This is a genomic window from Pseudoclavibacter sp. VKM Ac-2888, assembly GCF_015351285.1.
Taxonomy (GTDB): domain Bacteria; phylum Actinomycetota; class Actinomycetes; order Actinomycetales; family Microbacteriaceae; genus Pseudoclavibacter.
The window spans coordinates 2,771,221-2,789,169 of record NZ_JADKSM010000001.1; the positions used below are offsets into that span (position 1 = coordinate 2,771,221).

Consider the following 17,949-nt stretch of genomic DNA (forward strand, 5'->3'; position numbering starts at 1 on the left):
ACGCGCCTTCTTCGGGCTTCGGGCCGGGTTCCTTGGTAGACTGAACAGTCGCTGGATCCGCGTCGTGCGAGTTTGCTCGCAACGCGGATCTTGCATGTCGCCACACAGCAAGGAGACGCCCGAGTTATGGCATCAGAAACTTCCGACCCCGAGAACACGACTGAGACGCCAGAAGATGCGGGGAAGTCGGCCGGTCCAGGAACGTCGGAAGGCCAGACTGCGGCGGAAGGGCTGAGCGAGGCGCCCGCTGAAGTGGCTGAGACCCGCTCGCAGAACGATCGCGTCGAGAACGACTACGGCGCCGGGCAGATCCAGGTGCTCGAGGGGCTCGAGGCCGTGCGCAAGCGCCCGGGCATGTACATCGGGTCGACAGGCCCCGAGGGCCTGCACCACCTGGTGTACGAAATTGTGGATAACTCTGTGGATGAATCGCTCGCGGGGTACTGCGACGACATCCAGGTCGCGCTCCAGGAAGACGGCGCCGTGCGCGTGAGCGACAACGGACGAGGCATCCCCGTCGAGCTGCACCCGATCGAGGGAATCTCCACACTCGAGGTGGTCCTCACCAAGCTCCACGCCGGCGGCAAGTTCGGTGGCGGTGGCTACGCCGTCTCCGGTGGTCTCCACGGTGTCGGCTCTTCGGTGGTCAACGCGCTCTCCTACCGTCTCATCGCTCAGGTCAAGCGCGACGGCTTCGAATGGGAGATGGACTTCGAGAACGGCGTCCCGACGGGCGACATCCGCAAGGGTGAGCCGACGGAAGACACCGGGACCACCATCACGTTCTACGCGAACTCCGAGATCTTCGAGACCGTCGAGTACGACTTCGAAGTGCTGCGCGCCCGCTTCCAGCAGATGGCGTTCCTGAACAAGGGCCTCCGCATCTCGCTGGCCGACGACCGTGACCAGTCCACCCTCCAGGGTGATGGGCTCGCCGCTCAGATCACGGAGCTGCAGGACGAGTCCGCCGCCGATATCGACGAGGCGGAGCGCACCGAGACGGGTGAGCCGAAGGGCGTCACCGAGTCGATCGAGATCCCACAGAAGCGCTCGCAGACGTACCTGTTCGAGCGCGGTCTCGTCGACTACGTGCAGCACCTCGTCAGCCGCCGGAAGAAGCAGCCGGTCCACGAGGAGATCATCGAGGTCAACGCCGAGGACACCGAGCGCAAGATCTCGCTCGAGCTCGCCATGCAGTGGATCGACTCCTACTCGGAATCCATCCACTCGTTCGCGAACACGATCAACACCAAGGAGGGCGGCACGCACCTCGAGGGGTTCCGTGCAGCGCTGACCACGGTCGTGAACCGCTACGCGAGGGAGAAGAACCTCGTCAAGGAGAAGGACGAGAACTTCTCAGGCGAAGACGTCCGCGAGGGCCTCGCGGCAGTCATCTCCATCAAGCTCGGCGAGCCCCAGTTCGAGGGCCAGACGAAGACGAAGCTCGGCAACACCGAGGCCAAGTCCTACGTGCAGCGCATCGTCGGACAGGCCCTCCAGGACTGGTTCGACCGCAACCCCTCACAGGCGAGGGACATCATCCGCAAGGCCGGTCAGGCATCCGCCGCCCGCCTCGCCGCCCGCCGCGCGCGCGAGCAGACCAGGCGCAAGGGGCTCCTCGAGACCGGCGGCATGCCTGGCAAGCTCAAGGACTGCCAGTCGAAGGACCCGACTCGCTCTGAGGTCTTCATCGTCGAGGGTGACTCGGCAGGCGGCTCCGCCGTCCAGGGCCGTGATCCCGAGACGCAGGCGATCCTCCCGCTCCGTGGAAAGATCCTGAACGTCGAGAAGGCCCGCCTCGACCGTGCGCTGCAGAACAACGAAGTGCAGTCCATGATCACGGCCTTCGGAGCCGGCCTCGGCGACGACTTCGACCCTGACAAGGTCAGGTACCACAAGATCATCCTCATGGCAGACGCCGACGTCGACGGTCAGCACATCACGACCCTGCTGCTCACCCTGCTGTTCCGCTACATGCGTCCGCTCGTCGAGCTCGGGTACGTCTTCCTCGCCCAGCCGCCGCTGTACCGCATCAAGTGGTCGAATGCCGCGCACGACTTCGCGTACTCCGACCGTGAGCGCGACGCGATGCTCGCAGACGGCAAGGCAGCTGGCCGACGCATCCCCAAGGACAACGCCATCCAGCGCTACAAGGGGCTCGGCGAGATGAGCTACCAGGAACTCTGGGAGACGACCATGGACCCCGCGGTGCGCACGCTCCTGCAGGTCAAGGTGACCGACGCTGAGGCGGCTGACGCCGTGTTCAGCACGCTCATGGGCGAGGACGTCGAATCTCGCCGGACCTTCATTCAGCAGAACGCGCACGACGTGCGCTTCCTCGATATCTAAGGCACACAGGCACCTCTATGGCTGAAGAACGCGTCACAACCACCAACGCCGACGGCGGCGACCGCATCGGACAGGTCGACCTGCAGCTCGAGATGCAGCGCTCGTACCTCGACTACGCGATGAGCGTCATCGTCGGACGAGCACTGCCCGAGGTCCGGGATGGGCTCAAGCCCGTGCACCGTCGCGTCATCTACGCGATGTACGACGGCGGGTACCGCCCGGACAAGGCGTTCTCGAAGTGCGCCCGCGTCGTCGGCGACGTCATGGGGCAGTTCCACCCGCACGGTGACTCGGCGATCTACGACGCGCTGGTCCGCCTCGTGCAGCCGTGGTCCCTTCGCTACCCGCTTGCGCTCGGCCAGGGGAACTTCGGCTCCGCCGGCAACGACGGCGCCGCCGCCCCCCGCTACACCGAGACGAAGATGGCGCCGCTTGCGCTCGAGATGGTCAGGGACATCGACGAGGACACCGTCGACTTCCAGGACAACTACGACGGCCGCACGCGTGAGCCTGCCGTGCTGCCCGCTCGCTTCCCGAACCTCCTTGTCAACGGCTCCGTCGGCATCGCCGTCGGAATGGCCACGAACATCCCGCCGCACAACCTCCGTGAGGTCGCAGCAGGCGCGCTCTGGCACCTCGAACACCCGGACGCCTCTCGTGAGGAGCTCATGGATGCGCTCATGGAGCGCGTTCACGGTCCAGACTTCCCGACCGGTGCGCAGATCCTCGGCACCAAGGGCATCCAGGAGGCGTACCGCACCGGTCGCGGCTCCATCACGATGCGCGCGGTCGTCGCGATCGAGGAGATCCACGGACGCACGTGCCTGGTCATCACCGAGCTGCCGTACCAGGTCAACCCGGACAACCTCGCGCTCAAGGTCGCCGAGCTGGTCAAGGATCAGCGACTCTCCGGCATCGCCGACATCCGCGACGAGTCCTCCGGCCGCACGGGACAGCGCCTCGTCATCGTGCTCAAGCGCGACGCCGTCGCCAAGGTCGTGCTGAACAACCTCTACAAGCACACGCAGCTGCAGGAGAACTTCGGCGCGAACATGCTCGCGATCGTCGATGGGGTTCCGCGCACGCTCGCCATCGACGGCTTCATCACCGCCTGGGTGCAGCACCAGGTGGAAGTCATCGTGCGTCGCACGAAGTTCCGCCTCAAGAAGGCCGAGGACGAGGTTCACATCCTCCGCGGCTACCTCAAGGCCCTCGACATGCTCGACGAGGTCATCGCGCTCATCCGCCGGTCGCCGACCGTCGAAGAGGCGCGTACCGGCCTCATGGAGCTGCTCGACGTGGACGAGCTGCAGGCAAGCGCCATCCTGAACCTCCAGCTCCGCCGCCTCGCGGCGCTCGAGCGCCAGAAGATCATGGAAGACGCGGCCCGCCTCGAGGCCATGATCGCCGAGTACAAGGCGATCCTCGCCGACCCAGTGCGCCAGCGCACCATCATCGGCGAAGAGCTGCAGGAGGTCGTCGACAAGTTCGGCGACGATCGTCGCACCGAGATCCTCCGTGGCTCTGGCGGCGACATGACCGACGAGGACCTGATCCCCGAGGAGGAGATGGTCGTCACCGTGACCCGCGGCGGCTACATCAAGCGCACGCGCAGCGACAACTACCGCTCGCAGCACCGCGGCGGCAAGGGCATCAAGGGCGCGCAGCTCCGAGCGGATGACGTCGTCGAGCAGTTCTTCGTGACGACGACACACCACTGGCTGCTCTTCTTCACCAACCTGGGCCGCGTGTACCGGGCGAAGGCGTACGAGCTCATGGAGGCGGGACGGGACGCGAAGGGGCAGCACATCGCGAACCTCCTGCCGCTCCAGCCTGATGAGAAGGTCGCGCAGATCCTCGACATCAGCGACTACCGCCAGGCGCAGTATCTCGTCCTCGCGACGCGTGAGGGGCTCGTCAAGAAGACGGCCCTCACGGAGTACGACACGAACCGTCAGGCTGGCATCATCGCGGTCAACCTTCGCGAAGGGGACGAGCTGGTCTCCGCCATGCTCGCCGACGAGTCGGACCACGTGTTCTGCGTCTCGCACCTCGGAATGTCGCTTCGCTTCGAGGCGAACGACGAGGCGCTTCGGCCCATGGGCCGGTCGACCTCCGGCGTCAAGGGAATGTCGTTCCGCGACGGCGACTACCTGCTGACGGCCGCGGTCACCTCGAGCGACGATGCCTACGTGTTCATCGTCACGGAGGGCGGCTACGCGAAGCGAACCTCGGTGTCGCAGTACCGCATCCAGAAGCGCGGCGGACTCGGCATCAAGGTCGCGAAGCTGAACGAGGAGCGCGGCGGCCTCGCCGGCGCGCTGCTCGTCCACGACAACGAAGAGGTCCTGGTCATCCTCGGCTCCGGCAAGGTCGTTCGCTCCAACGTCGCCGAGGTCTCGGTGACGGGACGCGACTCCATGGGCGTGACGTTCGCGAGGCTCGACAGCAGCGACTACGTGATCGCGATCGCGCAGAACGCCGACCGCGAACTCGAGAAGGAAGACGAGGAAGGTGAGGACGGTGAGACGGACGTCACCGCCGCCGACTCCGCCCTCGAGGAAGCGTCTGCAGGATCAGCTGACGGCGAGACTGCCCCAGCCGAGAGTGCCCAGAGTGAGACTGTGGCAGACTCTGTCACGTCGTTCGAGCAGGACGAGACCGAAGACTGAGGTACTGATCTATGACGAGCGTTGCTGACAAGCTGGCCCAGAAGTCCAGCAAGAAGACTGCGAGCAAGCAGGTGCGCCTCCGTTTGGTGCACATCGACTTCTGGTCTGTCGTGAAGTTCTCCTTCCTCCTGTCGATCTGCTTCGGCATCATCACGATCGTCGCGACGTTCCTGATGTGGACCGTCATCGAGAACACGGGTGTGCTCGGAAGCGTCAACGACCTGCTCAATGACGTCTCCGGCTCGGCCGGCGTGGGAGTCGACGACTTCGTCACCCTGCCTCAGCTGATGCTGTTCTCCCTTGTGGTCGCACTCCTCAACCTCGTCGCGGGCACGGCCCTCGGCGCAGTTGCGGCGTTCCTCTACAACCTCGCTGTGAAGGTCACGGGGGGCCTCGTGTTCGGTTTCACGAACAGCTAGCGGCTCGATTTCCCTTGACGTGCACTTTTCGTGTATGTTGGGGCAGTCGCTTCGGGGGCTATAGCTCAGGCGGTTAGAGCGCTTCGCTGATAACGAAGAGGTCCCAGGTTCAAGTCCTGGTAGCCCCACGGTTCGATACTGAAGGTTGGTATCGTTTCCACCCGAACGGGGCCTTAACTCAGTTGGTAGAGTGCCTGCTTTGCAAGCAGGATGTCAGGAGTTCGAATCTCCTAGGCTCCACGGTGACAAAGAACCCCGGTCAGAGAAATCTGGCCGGGGTTCTTTCTTGTCTGCCTAGTCGACGAAGGCGTCGGGGTGGAGCTCGGAGGCGTCGACTCCCGGCGAGTGCACGCTGAGGTCGCTCACGCCGGCGTCTGCGAGCACGTCCTCGCAGAGCAGCGTCTCGTCTCGTGACGCGGTGACAGGTTCCGCATCCGAACGAGTCGCTGGCCACGGTGGTTCAGGATTCGATCTGCCGTTCGATGAACGACGCCATACCGGGAACAGTGAAGGCCACGACCCCGTGGTCCGGCGCGTAGATCAGGCCCTTGTGGATGAGTTGAGCTCTGGCGGGGCCGAGACTGCTGATGGACTTCTTCAGTCGTGCGGCCACTTCGCCGGATCCAACACCAGCATCGCCTTCCGGGCACATTGCCCGGAGGTATCGCTTCTCCGACGCCGTTGTCCGGTCCCACCGCGCTCGGAAGAACCCGTTGTCGAGGAGGTTCTGTCCGGTCGCTACCCCAAGACGAGAGTCTGCGAGGGTGATCTGGCTTCCGGTGGCGACATTCCAAGCTTCACGGCCGAATTGCTGAATGAAGTAGGGGTACTGTCCGGACTCCGTGATGAGGTGCTGGACGGCATCCTCTGCCCAGGTGACGAGTTCCGCGGCCGAAGGTTGAGCGATCGCGAGGTGGGCGTCAGCGCGCGAGAGTCGCTCGATCTGGTTGAACTGGAACCGTTCCGTATACGACTTCGCCTCGGCGAGGATCTGGGGGAGGTTGGGCAGCCCAGCGAGAGCAAACAATACTGGCCAGTTGTCCTGGGCAGCCGACTGTGTGACTGCGGCGAGCGTCGTGAGTTCTTCCGCTGAAAGGTCCTGCGCCTCATCGATGAGGATTGCGAGCCCGACTCCCTCTTCCCTCGCGGCGAGACCCACATCCTTGATGATCTTGCGGAGATCTGTATGCAGGACGCCACTGTCGGCACCGCCACCTGGCGTGTCAGACAGATCCACGCCGAATGTCCAGGATCCGTTCGCATCGTAGGACGCCTTGAACGACAGAGCCGTCCGGAGGGCCTTGAGAACTTTGCGGCCCGCCGATGGTCGGCTGATGTCAGACAGCGGTTCGTAGAGGCCCTCACCGATCAGCTCTCTGAGCTCACGATCGGAACCGGCCTCGATTTGCACGACCCACCAGTCGCGGTCTTCGGCGTCATGTCGGAACTGAGTCAAGAGCACGGTCTTCCCGACCCCGCGGAGGCCGTAGAGGACGAACGGTTGATCAGTGATCCCGTTTTCGGCTCGCTGGAGTGCGATCCGCCACCCGGTCATCGATGAGTCGCGACCTACGAGAGCGGCCGGTTTGCGACCAGCACCTGGCACGTAGGGGTTCTTGACCGGATCCATGTGACTCCAAGCACTTGCTAGCGAACTGTAGCCATGTATAGCAAATAACTATACTTACCTACAGTTGCCTACAATTGTTCCGCACTCGATCAGTCAACGAAGGCGTCGGGGTAGAGCTCGGAGGCGTCGACTCCCGGCGAGTACACGCTGAGGTCGCTCACGCCGGCGTCTGCGAGCACGTCCTCGCAGAGCAGCGTCTGTCCTCGATACCGGCCCCGCGGGGCTGTGAGCACCGCGTGGGCGGCGTCGGCGTACAGCTCAGGGGTGCGGCTGCGGCGCATGAGCTCCTCGCCGCCGATGATGTTGGCTACCGCTGCTGTCTGGATGGTGGTGCGGGGCCACAGGGTGTTCGCATCCACACCCCGTTCAGCGAACTCGGCCGCGATACCGAGCGTGGCGAGCGTCATGCCGTATTTCGCGGTCATGTACGCCGGGTAGGCGCCGAGCCACTGGGGGGCGAGGTTGAGGGGCGGCGAGAGCGACAGGATGCGCGCATCCTGTGACTCGAGGAGGTGCTGCAGGGCTGCCCGCGAGAGCATGAATGTGCCGCGCTGGTTGATCTGGTGCATGAGGTCGTAGCGCTTCTCGTCGATGTCGAGCGTCGAGCGCAGGTCGATGGCGCTCGCATTGTTGACGACGATGTCGATGCCGCCGAACTCGGCGACGGCGCTGTCGACCGCCCGCTGCAGGTCGGAGTCGTCGCGCACGTCGCCAACGACCGGCAGCGCGCGTCCGCCGGCCTCGCGTATCTCCTCAGCGGCCGTGTACACCGTCCCTGGCAGCTTCGGATGCGGATCCCCGGTCTTGGCGAGGAGCACGACGTTCGCACCGTCACGCGCGGCGCGCTTCGCGATTGCGAGTCCGATGCCGCGGCTCCCGCCCGACATGATGATGGTCTTCCCCGCGAGGGAACCTGTCTCCGCTGACTGCGTCAAATCCGCACCTCCATGTGCATCGTGGACAGGCCCACGCTACCCACGCGCCTGCGGAACCTCATGTGCGTTGTGGCACCGAGACAACGCGGACGCGCAAATGGCCGCCCTGAGCGAGTCAGAGCGACCATTCGCGAACGCGAACGCGACGTGTCGACGAACGCGGTGCAGCGAGCTTTCTAGTGCTCGACGGCCTCCTCCGCGCCGTAGCCCGTGAGCGAGCGCACATCCATCTCCGCGGCGACCCGAGGGTCTTCCTTCTTCTGCGGCAGCACTGAGCCGAGCCAGCCGAGGAAGAACCCGACCGGGATCGAGACGATGCCGGGGTTGTTGAGTGGGAACCAGGCGAAGTCGATTCCCTCGCCGAGCATCGCCGTCTCGGCGCCGGAGACGACCTTCGAGAAGACGATCAGGATGATGGCCGTCGCGAGTCCGCCGTACATGCTCCACAGCGCCCCACGGGTCGTGAACTTGCGCCAGTAGAGCGAATACAGGATCGTCGGCAGGTTCGCGCTGGCCGCGACAGCGAAGGCGAGCGCCACGAGGAACGCGATGTCCTGCCCCTGCACGCCGATGCCACCGACGATGGCGACGACACCGAGGACGACCACCGTGTACTTGCCGACCTTCACCTCCTGCTCTGGGGTCGCCGTTCCACGCTTCACGACGCTGTTGTAGATGTCGTGGGCGAAGGATGCGGCAGCCGTGATCGCGAGGCCCGCGACGACCGCGAGGATCGTGGCGAATGCGACCGCCGAGATGAAGCCCATGAGGATCGGCCCGCCCAGCTCGAGGGCGAGCAGCGGGGCCGCAGAGTTGACGCCTCCTGGCGCATCCTTGATGGCCGGGGCCCCCACGAGTGCCGCTGCGCCGTAGCCGAGGATGAGTGTGAAGACGTAGAAGCCGCCGATGAGCCAGATGGCCCAGACCACCGACTTCCTGGCCTCCTTGGCGGTGGGCACCGTGTAGAAGCGCATGAGCACGTGCGGGAGTCCAGCTGTGCCGAGCACCAGCGCGAGTCCGAGCGAGACGAAGTCGATCGGGTTCTTGCCGTACTGCAGGCCAGGCGCGAGGATCGCGGCCGGATCCTCCGCACCGTCGAGGGCCGCCTTGTCGACCGCCGCCTGGAGGAGCGCGGAGAGATCGAAGCCGTTGATGACGAGCACCCAGATGGTCATCGCACCCGCGCCGCCGATGAGCAGGAAGGCCTTGATGATCTGCACCCAGGTGGTGCCCTTCATCCCGCCGATGAGCACGTAGATGATCATGAGCACGCCGACGACGGCGACGACGATCGCGACCCCGATGTCGTCGGTGATGCCGAGGAGGAGGGCGACGAGGCCGCCGGCTCCCGCCATCTGCGCGAGCAGGTAGAAGAAGCACACCGCGAGGGTCGTGAGGGCTGCGGCGACGCGCACCGGACGCTGCTTGAGGCGGAACGAGAGTACGTCCGCCATCGTGAACTTGCCGGTGTTGCGCATGAGCTCGGCGACGAGCAGCAGAGCGACGAGCCAGGCGACGAGGAAGCCGATCGAATAGAGGAATCCGTCGTAGCCGTTGATGGCAATAGCGCCGACAATACCGAGGAACGACGCTGCTGACAGGTAATCACCCGAGATCGCGAACCCATTCTGGGTCCCGGAGAAGGATCGCCCGCCGGCGTAGTAGTCGGCTGCGGTCTTGCTGTTGCGGCTTGCGCGAATGACGATGAAGAGAGTGACCGCGACGAATGCCGCGAAGATCGCGATATTCAGGACGGGGTCATTGTTCGCGACAGCGCTGGCCTGGGGTGCCAGCAGCTGCCCGCTCATGCCTGGTCCGCCTTGGTGAGCTCAACGCGAAGGTCGTTCGCGAGCGGATCGAGCCGCCGGTTGGCGTAGGAGACGTACCACATGGTGATCGCGAAGGTCGTCACGAACTGGCCCATGCCGAGCAGCAGACCTACGTTGATGTTGCCGAAGACCGGGGTGGCCATGAAGTCATGCGCGTAGGCGGCCACGATGATGTACGCGCCGTACCAGACCAGGAAGAAGATCGAGAGTGGGAAGACGAAGGAGCGCTGGCGCTTCTTCAGCTCCTTGAATTCAGCCGCTTCCTCGAATGCGACGTAGTCGATTCCGCCTGGGGGTTGAGATGACGTTTCGTGTCGCATGGGGCCTCCTTGCCTCAGTGCATTGCTGCGTTCGTCAGATATGTGCGTGCAGTTCTCGACGGCAAAAGGCGGGGCTTCTTCGCATCGTTGCGAACACGAAAGCCTCATTGCCTGCGTGATAGCATCCACGCTACGCATACGACGAAGTATCGAACTACCCCCGGAAGTTGGTAGTGACCACATGATGTTCCCAGAGGCAGCCACTGAGGCGGACGTCTTCGCCGAGGCCGTCGCCCGCCTGCGCGAGACCACGGGGTGTTCACTCTCGTTCGGCGGACCCACCCATCGCGACACGACGAACGTGCACACGATCTGTGGGAATCAGGGTCGTGGATTGGTCGGGTTGCGAGTGCAGCTCGGTCGAGGACTCGGCGGCCGCGCGATGCTGGAGCGTCGCGCGAAGGTCACGACGAACTACCGCGGCAGCAGCCGCATCACGCACGACTACGACGTGCAGGTCCTGTCTGAGGACGTCCAGAGCCTCATGGCGGTTCCGGTCATCGTCGACAAGCATGTTCGGGGCGTGCTCTACGGCGGGTTCCGCGCGGCTCCGGACTCCCAATCGATGTCGCTCGGTCAGGCCGTCGCACTCGGCAAGAAGGTCGAGGATGAGCTGCGTCTCCGAGACGAGCTGAGGCGCCGAATGCGGGTGGGGTCCGCGAGCATCTCCGAACTCGGATCCGGCGGACTCACTGCAGCCCAGCTGGAGGAGCTGCGGGGCACCTTCTCCGATCTGCGCGAGGTCTCGTCGATGCTCGGCGACGCGCGCGTCCGTGCGCGCCTTCGAGGCGTCGAGGAGCGGCTTGTCAGATTCGCCGGAGATCACGGCGACCCCCGCGATCGAGAGCACTCGAGAGCTGTCGATTCGGCCGAGGCACCAGTCAGGCTCTCGCCGCGGGAGCTCGACGTGCTCGGGCAGATCGCCCTCGGACTCTCCAATCGGGACATCGCCGGAAAGCTGATCCTGACCGAAAGCACCGTCAAGAGCTACCTCGGTACGGCAATGACGAAGCTGGATGCGAGCTCTCGCTACCAAGCTCTTGCCAAGGCGAGGCAGCTGGGGCTCCTCCCCTGAGCTAAATGCGGGTCTGACCGCAACATTCTTGCGTTCATGACCCCGTCAGTGGACTGTTACGCAACGTGTCAGGATGTATCGGCGCGGAGACCCTCTGTTCTCTTATTCTTGCGACGCCTCGTGGCTCTTCTTGCGAGGCCCTCTAGACCCTTAGAGGATGGCCGGCGCTTGCGCGCCGCATTGAAAGGACCCTCCTCCATGTCACGTCTCACCAAGATCGCCGCAGCAATCGGCGCGATCGCCCTCGTTGGAGGCCTCTCCGCGTGCTCCACCGGCGCATCCGATGAGAACACCATCAAGCTCGGCGTCGTCGGCGCATCCGACCCGTACTGGGAGGTGCTCGTCGAGGAGGCCGCAGCCCAGGACCTCACGGTCGAGCTCGTCGACTTCTCGGACTACAACCAGCCGAACCCGGCGACGACCGAGGGTGAGCTCGACGTCAACGCGTTCCAGCACATCATCTACCTCGCGCAGCACAACGCCGCCAGCGGCGACGACCTCGTGCCGATCGGCTCGACGGCGATCTACCCCCTCGGCTTCTACTCCTCGCAGTACGACTCCGTCGAGGCGATCCCGGATGGCGCCGAGGTTGCGGTGCCGAACGACGCGTCGAACCGCGCACGTGGCCTCCTCGTGCTCCAGGAAGCCGGTCTCATCTCGCTCAAGGACGGCGGCTCGCCGTTCTCGACCCTCGACGACGTGCTCCCCGAGTCGCGCGTCACGGTGACCGAGCTCGAGGCCTCCGTCACGGCGACCTCGCTGCCGGACCTCGCCGGGGCGATCATCAACAACGACTTCGTCGAGAACGCAGGCCTCACGACGGACGACGCGCTCACTCGCGATGACCCCCAGAACGCCTCCGCGTTCCCGTACATCAACATCTTCGTCACGTCGGCCGAGAACGCCGACAACGCGAACTACCTGAAGCTGGTCGAGATCTACCAGAACTCCGAGGCAGTCGCGGCTTCGGTCAAGGAGACGTTCGGCGACACCGCCGTGCTCACCAAGACCCCCGTCGACGAGCTGAAGTCGACACTCGACGAGCTCGTCACCGAGATCGAAGCGCAGGGCTAGAACCCACCGCTCGCGTGATCGCCGCCCGGGACCCGATGATGATCATCAGGCCTCGGGCGGCGAACTCGCTTGCACCGACGGATGGCGTCCCGACGTCGTCCACCAGCACCACCCACACGGTTCGACCGTGAAGAAGGCGAGAGCGAACACATGGCCCTCATCACACTCACCGACGTCGTCAAGGAGTATCCGTCGCCGAAGCGCGGAGCCCCGGCGACCAGAGCCGTCGACGGCATCTCGCTCAACGTCGATGCCGGTGACATCTACGGCGTCATCGGCTACTCGGGAGCTGGCAAGTCGACCATGGTGCGCCTCATCAATGCCCTGGAGCCGACCACGTCCGGCAGCATCCACGTCGACGGCGTCGACATCACGACGCTCAGCGAGACGAAGCTGCGCTCGGTGCGCGCGGGCATCGGCATGATCTTCCAGCAGTTCAACCTCTTCAACTCCCGCAACGTCGCGGGCAACGTAGCGTATCCGCTGCGCGTCGCGAAGACGCCAAAGGCGCAGCGTGAGAAGCGCATCGCCGAGCTCCTGGAGTTCGTGGGGCTCTCCGAGAAGGCTCGGGCCTTCCCCGACCAGCTCTCCGGCGGCCAGAAGCAGCGTGTCGGCATCGCCCGTGCGCTCGCAACGAACCCCAGCATCCTGCTCGCCGACGAGTCCACGAGCGCCCTCGACCCGCAGACCACGGCCGATGTGCTGCAGCTGCTCAAGAAGGCGAACCAGGAGCTCGGGGTCACGATCATCGTCATCACCCACGAGATGGACGTCGTGAAGGAGATCGCGAGTCACGTCGCCGTCATGGAGCACGGCAAGATCGTCGAGCAGGGCGAGGTCTTCGATATCTTCGCGAACCCGCAGGCACCCGCCACGCAGCGCTTCGTCTCGACGGTTGTGCAGGGCATCCCGGATGCCGGTCTCCGGGCCGACCTCAGTGCGCGCCACCCCGGCACGCTCGTGACGCTGAGCTTCCGCGACGGTCGAACGAACCAGGCCCAGGCACTGCGCATCCTGCACGAGGCAGGCATCACCGTGGAGCTCGTCTACGGCGGCATGAACGAGATCCGCGGCAAGTCCTTCGGCGACCTGACGTTCGCCCTCCAAGGTGATGCTGGCGCGCGACGTCGAGCTCTCGACGAGATCGGCGGCCTCGCGGTTGTCACCGAATTCGACGACATCACCGCAGGAGGTGCGGCATGAACGAGGTCATCGAACTCCTGCCCAAGCTGTTCGAGGCGACCGGTGAGACCCTTTTCCTCGTCTCCCTGAGCCTGCTGTTCGGTGGCATCGGCGGACTCCTGGTCGGGCTCGTGCTCTACCTGACGCGCAGGGGCAACCTCTACGAGCAGCGCTTCGCGAACGCGGTCATGAATGTGATCGTGAATTTCTTCCGACCCATCCCCTTCATCATCTTCATCGCGGCCGTTCAGCCTCTCTCACGACTCATCGTGGGCTCCGGCATCGGCACCAACGCGGCGATCGTCGCCCTGTCCCTCGCGGCGACCTTCGGGATCTCGCGCCTCGTCGAGCAGAACCTGCTGACGGTGTCCCCTGGCGTCATCGAGGCGGCGCGTGCGTCCGGCGCGGGACGCTTCCAGATCGTGTGGAGCGTCATCGTGCCTGAGGCGCTCGGGCCGCTCATCCTGGGCTACACCTTCGCCGTCGTCTCGCTTGTCGATATGTCGGCGGTCGCCGGATTCATCGGTGGTGGAGGACTCGGTGACTTCGCGATCCAGTACGGCTACCGGCAGTTCCAGCCCGAAGTCACGTGGGCCGCGGTCATCGTCATCGTCATCCTCGTCCAGGGCCTCCAGTTCCTCGGCAACTTCCTGGCTCGCAAGACGCTGCGTCGCTGATCCGGGCAGACGACAGTGCCCGGCGACCGCGCGTCGGCGCCTCCCTGTGCGGAGGCCCGGCGCGCGGCGGCGTACGATAGCGATCGCCCGTGGTTCGGGTCGGCCCAGGCATCAGGCCGCTGACCTCGAGACCTCGGCAGAGATCTTTGGGGGTTCCGTGCATCGACGACTCGCTTCCTACGGTGTCATCGTGCGCGACGGGCAGATCCTCCTCGCGCACTGGCGGGACCGCGGTCGTTCCGGCTGGACCCTGCCCGGCGGTGGGACCGACCCCGGTGAGGATCCGATCGACGGCGTCGTCCGCGAGATCTGGGAGGAGACCGGCTACCACGCGTCCATCGACCGGCTCCTCGGCATCGACTCGCACATCATCGCGGGCCGCGACCGGCTCGAGCCAGGCAAGACGCCCATGCAGTCGGTTCGGGTCGTCTACGAGGCCAGCATCGTGAGCGGCGAGCTCCGCAACGAGCGGGGCGGCTCGACGGACGAGGCTCGCTGGTTCGACCTCGACGAGATAGCTGCGCTCCGCACGGTGTCGCTCGTGGACGTGGGGCTCAGGCTCCACGAGGAGCGTCCGGCCAATGGCCACCTGCGTTCGACTCGGGCCCCCCGCTAGGCGCTTGAGGGCGCGACCCCGTCACGGGGCTCGTGGGCGACACGAGACCCCCGAAGGCTGCGAGACACCGCGACGGCGTTGACGGCCACGATCATCGCCATCCCGACCCACTCATGGGTGGCGGGCACCTGACCGAGCACCACGACGCCGGCGATGGCGGCGAACATCGGGTTGATGCTCATGAACACCCCGAAGAACCTCGTCGTCACCCAGCGAAGCGCGATGACGTCGATCGAGTACGGGATGACGGAGCACAGTACGCCGGAGAGCGCGGCCAGCAGCAGCGGCCAGCCGAGCATCCGGCCCTCCGCGATCAGCTGCACCGTGATCGGGAGCGTCAGGAGGCTCGACACGAGCGTTGCCGTAGCGGGCGCCTGGAGGCCGCTCAGGCGACCGCCGAGCATCCGATTGAGCAGGATGTAGCTCGCCCAGCAGCACGCCGCGAGCAGCCCGAGGGCGTAGCCGAGGATGTCGCTCGACGCGTCTGGGAGCAGCAGCACGTAGACGCCGACGGCGGCGCCGGCCGCGAGCAGGAGATCGGCCTTCGTGCGGGATGCGCACAGCGCCACGGCGAGGGGTCCGAGGAACTCGAGGGTCACGGCAAGGCCGAGCCCGATGCGGTCGACGGCTCCGTACAAGGACAGGTTCATGGTCGCCAAGACGACGCCGAGCAGGAGCGCGGGCCACCATTGCGCCCACGTGAAGCTCCGCAGGCGAGGGCGCGCGACAGGCAGCAAGATGGCTGCGGACACGAGCTGGCGGATGGCCACGACGCCCGACGTGCCGAGGGGGCCGAAGGCCAGTGCGCCGAGTGCCGCGCCGAGCTGGTTGGAGAGTCCGCTTCCGGTCAGCATCGCTGCACCCGTCACCACGCTGCGTGGTGCGGCAGCGGCGGCCGTTCTCCCGGTTCCTGTCATGCGCCCATGGTGAACCCGCCTGCGCAGGCCCAGAAATGCGCGACACGCGTGAGTTATACGCTGGACGCATGAGTTTGGAGATTCGCCACCTACGCGCCCTCGCTGCGGTCGTCGACACGGGAACCTTCACCGATGCGGCGATCGAGCTCCACTGCTCGCAGGCGGCCGTCTCCCGGGCGATCCTCTCCCTCGAGACGCAGCTCGGAGCCCAGCTGCTCTCCAGGTCGACTCGGCACGTCGCGCTCACCCCACTCGGCGAGCGTGTCCTGACCCGCGCCCGCCGGGTGCTGCTCGAGGTGCGTCTCATCAGCGACGAGGTCGCCGAGACGACCCGGGAGTTGCGCGTCGGCTATGCCTGGTCGACTCTCGGCGCGCACACCGGTGCCGTGCAGCGCACCTGGCGAGCACAGCATCCTGAGTCGCACCTCGTCTTCCGGCAGAGCAACACGGCGACGGCTGGGCTCCTCGACGGCGAGGTCGAGCTCGCCGTGTTCCGCACGGTTCCCCGTGATCCCCGAATCGAGACGGTCCGCCTCGGCGAGGAACGACGCGTCGCCGTCCTCGCGAACGACGATCCGCTCGCCAGACGCAGGGCGCTGCTCCTCGACGACTTCGCCGGCCGGACCATGGCGGTGGATGCACGCACCGGCACGACGGTCGGCTCACTCTGGCCGGCGGAACGCGCCCCGATCTTCATCCCCACGAGCTCACTCGACGAGTGGCTCACCCTCATCGCGGACGGCGGCGTCTACGGGGTGACAAGCGAGGCCACGGCGGCGCAGCATCCGCGGCCCGGTATCGCCTACCGGCCGCTGCGGGACGCCCCCACGATCGAGGTCAGACTCGCGTGGTGGCGAGGCGCCAAGCCAGCGATGGCCGACGCGCTCGCGCAGGTCATCATCGCCGCCTACGACGAAGCCCCGCAGCTCACCAGGTGAGTGCGGGGCCAGTCGTGCGCGTGTGCGGCGAGAACTACTTCGCTGCCGAAGCGGGCGAGACCGTCGTGACGGGAGCGTCGAGCTCCTCGTCGGCGATCCACAGGTCGTCGTCTGCACGGAAGGTCTGCCAGAGGGCATAGCCGACAGCGGCGACGGCGGCGACGCCTGCGCCGATGAGCAGCCAGCCACCGACACCGACGCCGGAGCTGTTGTACTTCTTGTCGTACGCCTTCGAAGCCTTTTTGGCGCGCGAGTTGAGCTCCTTCGAGACCTTCTTCGCGGTGCCAGCGGCGTCCTTGAAGTCGTTGTTCTTCGAAGCGAGGTTGCTGACCGTGCCGGCAAGCGAGCCGGAGAGGCCGGCCACGACAGGAAGGACCTTGCCGTTGAAGCGGACGCTCGCGTCTTCGTACTTGTCGCGCGCGGCGTTGTAGCTGCGGTCGAAGCTGGGGCGGACGTTGTTGTCGTAGCTCTTCTGCAGCGCTGGCACGAGCTCGGACTCAGCCAAGCCCTTCGCGCTCACGCCTGCTGACTGCAGGATGCCTCGAGCGTGCTCGATGACAGACTGCTGCTCGCTCCACAAGTTTGTTGCGTCCTTGCGGAGACGCTTGAGTTCACGCGACTGCTTCCGTGAAAGGGCCATTGGTACCTCCGGACGTTGACAAGTAGGTACTGCATATCTTGGCACGCTTCTGCCACACGGAACCTGAATCACCGCACGCTGTCGGCGGACAGGGGGGAGAGAAGTCGGGGGGCTATGGAAAGATGACCAGCATGTCAATCGCCACTGCACTCGCAACGATCAACACGAACCACGGCCCCATCAAGGTGGAGCTCTTCGGCAACCACGCGCCGAACACGGTCAAGACCATCGTGGGCCTCGCCACGGGTGAGCTCGAATGGACCGACCCTCGTGACGGCCAGACGAAGAGCACGCCCCTGTACGACGGCGTGATCTTCCACCGCATCATCCCCAACTTCATGATCCAGGGCGGTGACCCCACGGGCACCGGCACCGGCGGTCCCGGATTCGCGTTCGACGACGAGATCCACCCCGAGCTCAACTTCAACGAGCCCTACATCTTCGCCATGGCGAACGCCGGCAAGCAGATGGGGCGCGGCACGAACGGCTCGCAGTTCTTCATCACGACGGACCCAACTCCCTGGCTCCAGGGGAAGCACACGATCTTCGGCCGCGTCGCGGACGATGAGTCGCGCACCGTCGTCGACGCGATCGCGAAGGTCCCCACCGACGGCCGTGACAAGCCGCTCAAGGACGTCGTCATCGAGAGCGTCACCGTCGAGCAGCTCTAACCTCC

At 65.5% G+C, this 17,949-nt stretch carries 16 protein-coding genes and 2 tRNA genes; 12 read left to right on the forward strand and 6 right to left on the reverse strand.

Annotation, left to right across the window (positions count from 1 at the left end; genetic code table 11):
* Positions 1-126: 126 nt before the first annotated feature.
* From gyrB to ITJ61_RS13115, 5 genes are all read left to right on the forward strand, one after another.
* Positions 127-2,349: a DNA topoisomerase (ATP-hydrolyzing) subunit B gene (gene gyrB, locus ITJ61_RS13095; protein ID WP_104244038.1), complete on the forward strand. Its 2,223-nt coding sequence runs from the start codon at positions 127-129 to the stop codon at positions 2,347-2,349.
* Positions 2,350-2,366: 17 nt separating this feature from the next.
* Complete coding sequence (gene gyrA / locus ITJ61_RS13100; protein ID WP_104244040.1) at positions 2,367-5,021, forward strand: DNA gyrase subunit A; 2,655 nt, start codon at positions 2,367-2,369, stop codon at positions 5,019-5,021.
* Positions 5,022-5,032: 11 nt separating this feature from the next.
* Positions 5,033-5,440, forward strand: a complete 408-nt coding sequence (locus tag ITJ61_RS13105) for a DUF3566 domain-containing protein (protein ID WP_104244042.1) — start codon at positions 5,033-5,035, stop codon at positions 5,438-5,440.
* 54 nt (positions 5,441-5,494) lie between these two features.
* Positions 5,495-5,568, forward strand: a tRNA-Ile gene (locus ITJ61_RS13110).
* Between the two features lie 39 nt (positions 5,569-5,607).
* A tRNA-Ala gene (locus ITJ61_RS13115) sits at positions 5,608-5,680 on the forward strand.
* Positions 5,681-5,900: 220 nt separating this feature from the next.
* Here ITJ61_RS13115 and ITJ61_RS13120 read toward each other — a convergent pair.
* The 4 genes from ITJ61_RS13120 to ITJ61_RS13135 form a co-directional block, all read right to left on the reverse strand.
* A complete protein-coding gene (locus ITJ61_RS13120; RefSeq protein ID WP_104341956.1) occupies positions 5,901-7,070 on the reverse strand; it encodes an ATP-binding protein in 1,170 nt (389 codons plus the stop codon).
* Between the two features lie 89 nt (positions 7,071-7,159).
* Positions 7,160-8,005 carry an SDR family oxidoreductase gene (locus ITJ61_RS13125; RefSeq protein ID WP_228496670.1) on the reverse strand — a complete coding sequence of 282 codons (846 nt, stop codon included), beginning with the start codon at positions 8,003-8,005 and terminating at the stop codon, positions 7,160-7,162.
* Positions 8,006-8,181: 176 nt separating this feature from the next.
* A complete protein-coding gene (locus ITJ61_RS13130) occupies positions 8,182-9,813 on the reverse strand; it encodes a cation acetate symporter (protein ID WP_194686412.1) in 1,632 nt (543 codons plus the stop codon).
* A complete protein-coding gene (locus ITJ61_RS13135; protein ID WP_104244049.1) occupies positions 9,810-10,154 on the reverse strand; it encodes a DUF485 domain-containing protein in 345 nt (114 codons plus the stop codon). The genes ITJ61_RS13130 and ITJ61_RS13135 overlap by 4 nt, the downstream gene beginning before the upstream one ends.
* 181 nt (positions 10,155-10,335) lie before the next feature.
* On the opposite strand from ITJ61_RS13135, the gene ITJ61_RS13140 reads away from it, so the two are divergent.
* The 5 genes from ITJ61_RS13140 (at position 10,336) to ITJ61_RS13160 (ending at position 14,778) form a co-directional block, all read left to right on the forward strand.
* On the forward strand, positions 10,336-11,229 hold the full coding sequence (locus ITJ61_RS13140; protein ID WP_194686413.1) for a LuxR C-terminal-related transcriptional regulator: 894 nt from the start codon (positions 10,336-10,338) through the stop codon (positions 11,227-11,229).
* Between the two features lie 198 nt (positions 11,230-11,427).
* The gene (locus ITJ61_RS13145; RefSeq protein ID WP_194686414.1) at positions 11,428-12,303 is read left to right on the forward strand and encodes a MetQ/NlpA family ABC transporter substrate-binding protein; all 876 of its coding nucleotides are present in this window, start codon (positions 11,428-11,430) and stop codon (positions 12,301-12,303) included.
* Between the two features lie 150 nt (positions 12,304-12,453).
* The gene (locus ITJ61_RS13150; protein ID WP_194686415.1) at positions 12,454-13,506 is read left to right on the forward strand and encodes a methionine ABC transporter ATP-binding protein; all 1,053 of its coding nucleotides are present in this window, start codon (positions 12,454-12,456) and stop codon (positions 13,504-13,506) included.
* Entirely contained in the window at positions 13,503-14,162 is a 660-nt protein-coding gene (locus ITJ61_RS13155; RefSeq protein ID WP_194686416.1) for a methionine ABC transporter permease, read from the forward strand. Before ITJ61_RS13150 ends, ITJ61_RS13155 begins: the two co-directional genes overlap by 4 nt.
* A gap of 157 nt (positions 14,163-14,319) precedes the next feature.
* Positions 14,320-14,778: an NUDIX hydrolase gene (locus tag ITJ61_RS13160; protein WP_104244059.1), complete on the forward strand. Its 459-nt coding sequence runs from the start codon at positions 14,320-14,322 to the stop codon at positions 14,776-14,778.
* On the opposite strand, the gene ITJ61_RS13165 is transcribed toward ITJ61_RS13160, so the two are convergent.
* Positions 14,775-15,695 carry an EamA family transporter gene (locus ITJ61_RS13165; protein WP_194686417.1) on the reverse strand — a complete coding sequence of 307 codons (921 nt, stop codon included), beginning with the start codon at positions 15,693-15,695 and terminating at the stop codon, positions 14,775-14,777. The genes ITJ61_RS13160 and ITJ61_RS13165 overlap by 4 nt on opposite strands.
* Positions 15,696-15,763: 68 nt before the next feature.
* On the opposite strand from ITJ61_RS13165, the gene ITJ61_RS13170 reads away from it, so the two are divergent.
* The gene (locus ITJ61_RS13170) at positions 15,764-16,633 is read left to right on the forward strand and encodes a LysR family transcriptional regulator (RefSeq protein WP_194686418.1); all 870 of its coding nucleotides are present in this window, start codon (positions 15,764-15,766) and stop codon (positions 16,631-16,633) included.
* 34 nt (positions 16,634-16,667) lie between these two features.
* Here ITJ61_RS13170 and ITJ61_RS13175 read toward each other — a convergent pair whose 3' ends face one another.
* The gene (locus ITJ61_RS13175; RefSeq protein ID WP_104341950.1) at positions 16,668-17,273 is read right to left on the reverse strand and encodes a hypothetical protein; all 606 of its coding nucleotides are present in this window, start codon (positions 17,271-17,273) and stop codon (positions 16,668-16,670) included.
* 131 nt (positions 17,274-17,404) lie between these two features.
* On the opposite strand from ITJ61_RS13175, the gene ITJ61_RS13180 reads away from it, so the two are divergent.
* Entirely contained in the window at positions 17,405-17,944 is a 540-nt protein-coding gene (locus ITJ61_RS13180) for a peptidylprolyl isomerase (protein WP_104244184.1), read from the forward strand.
* Positions 17,945-17,949: the final 5 nt, after the last annotated feature.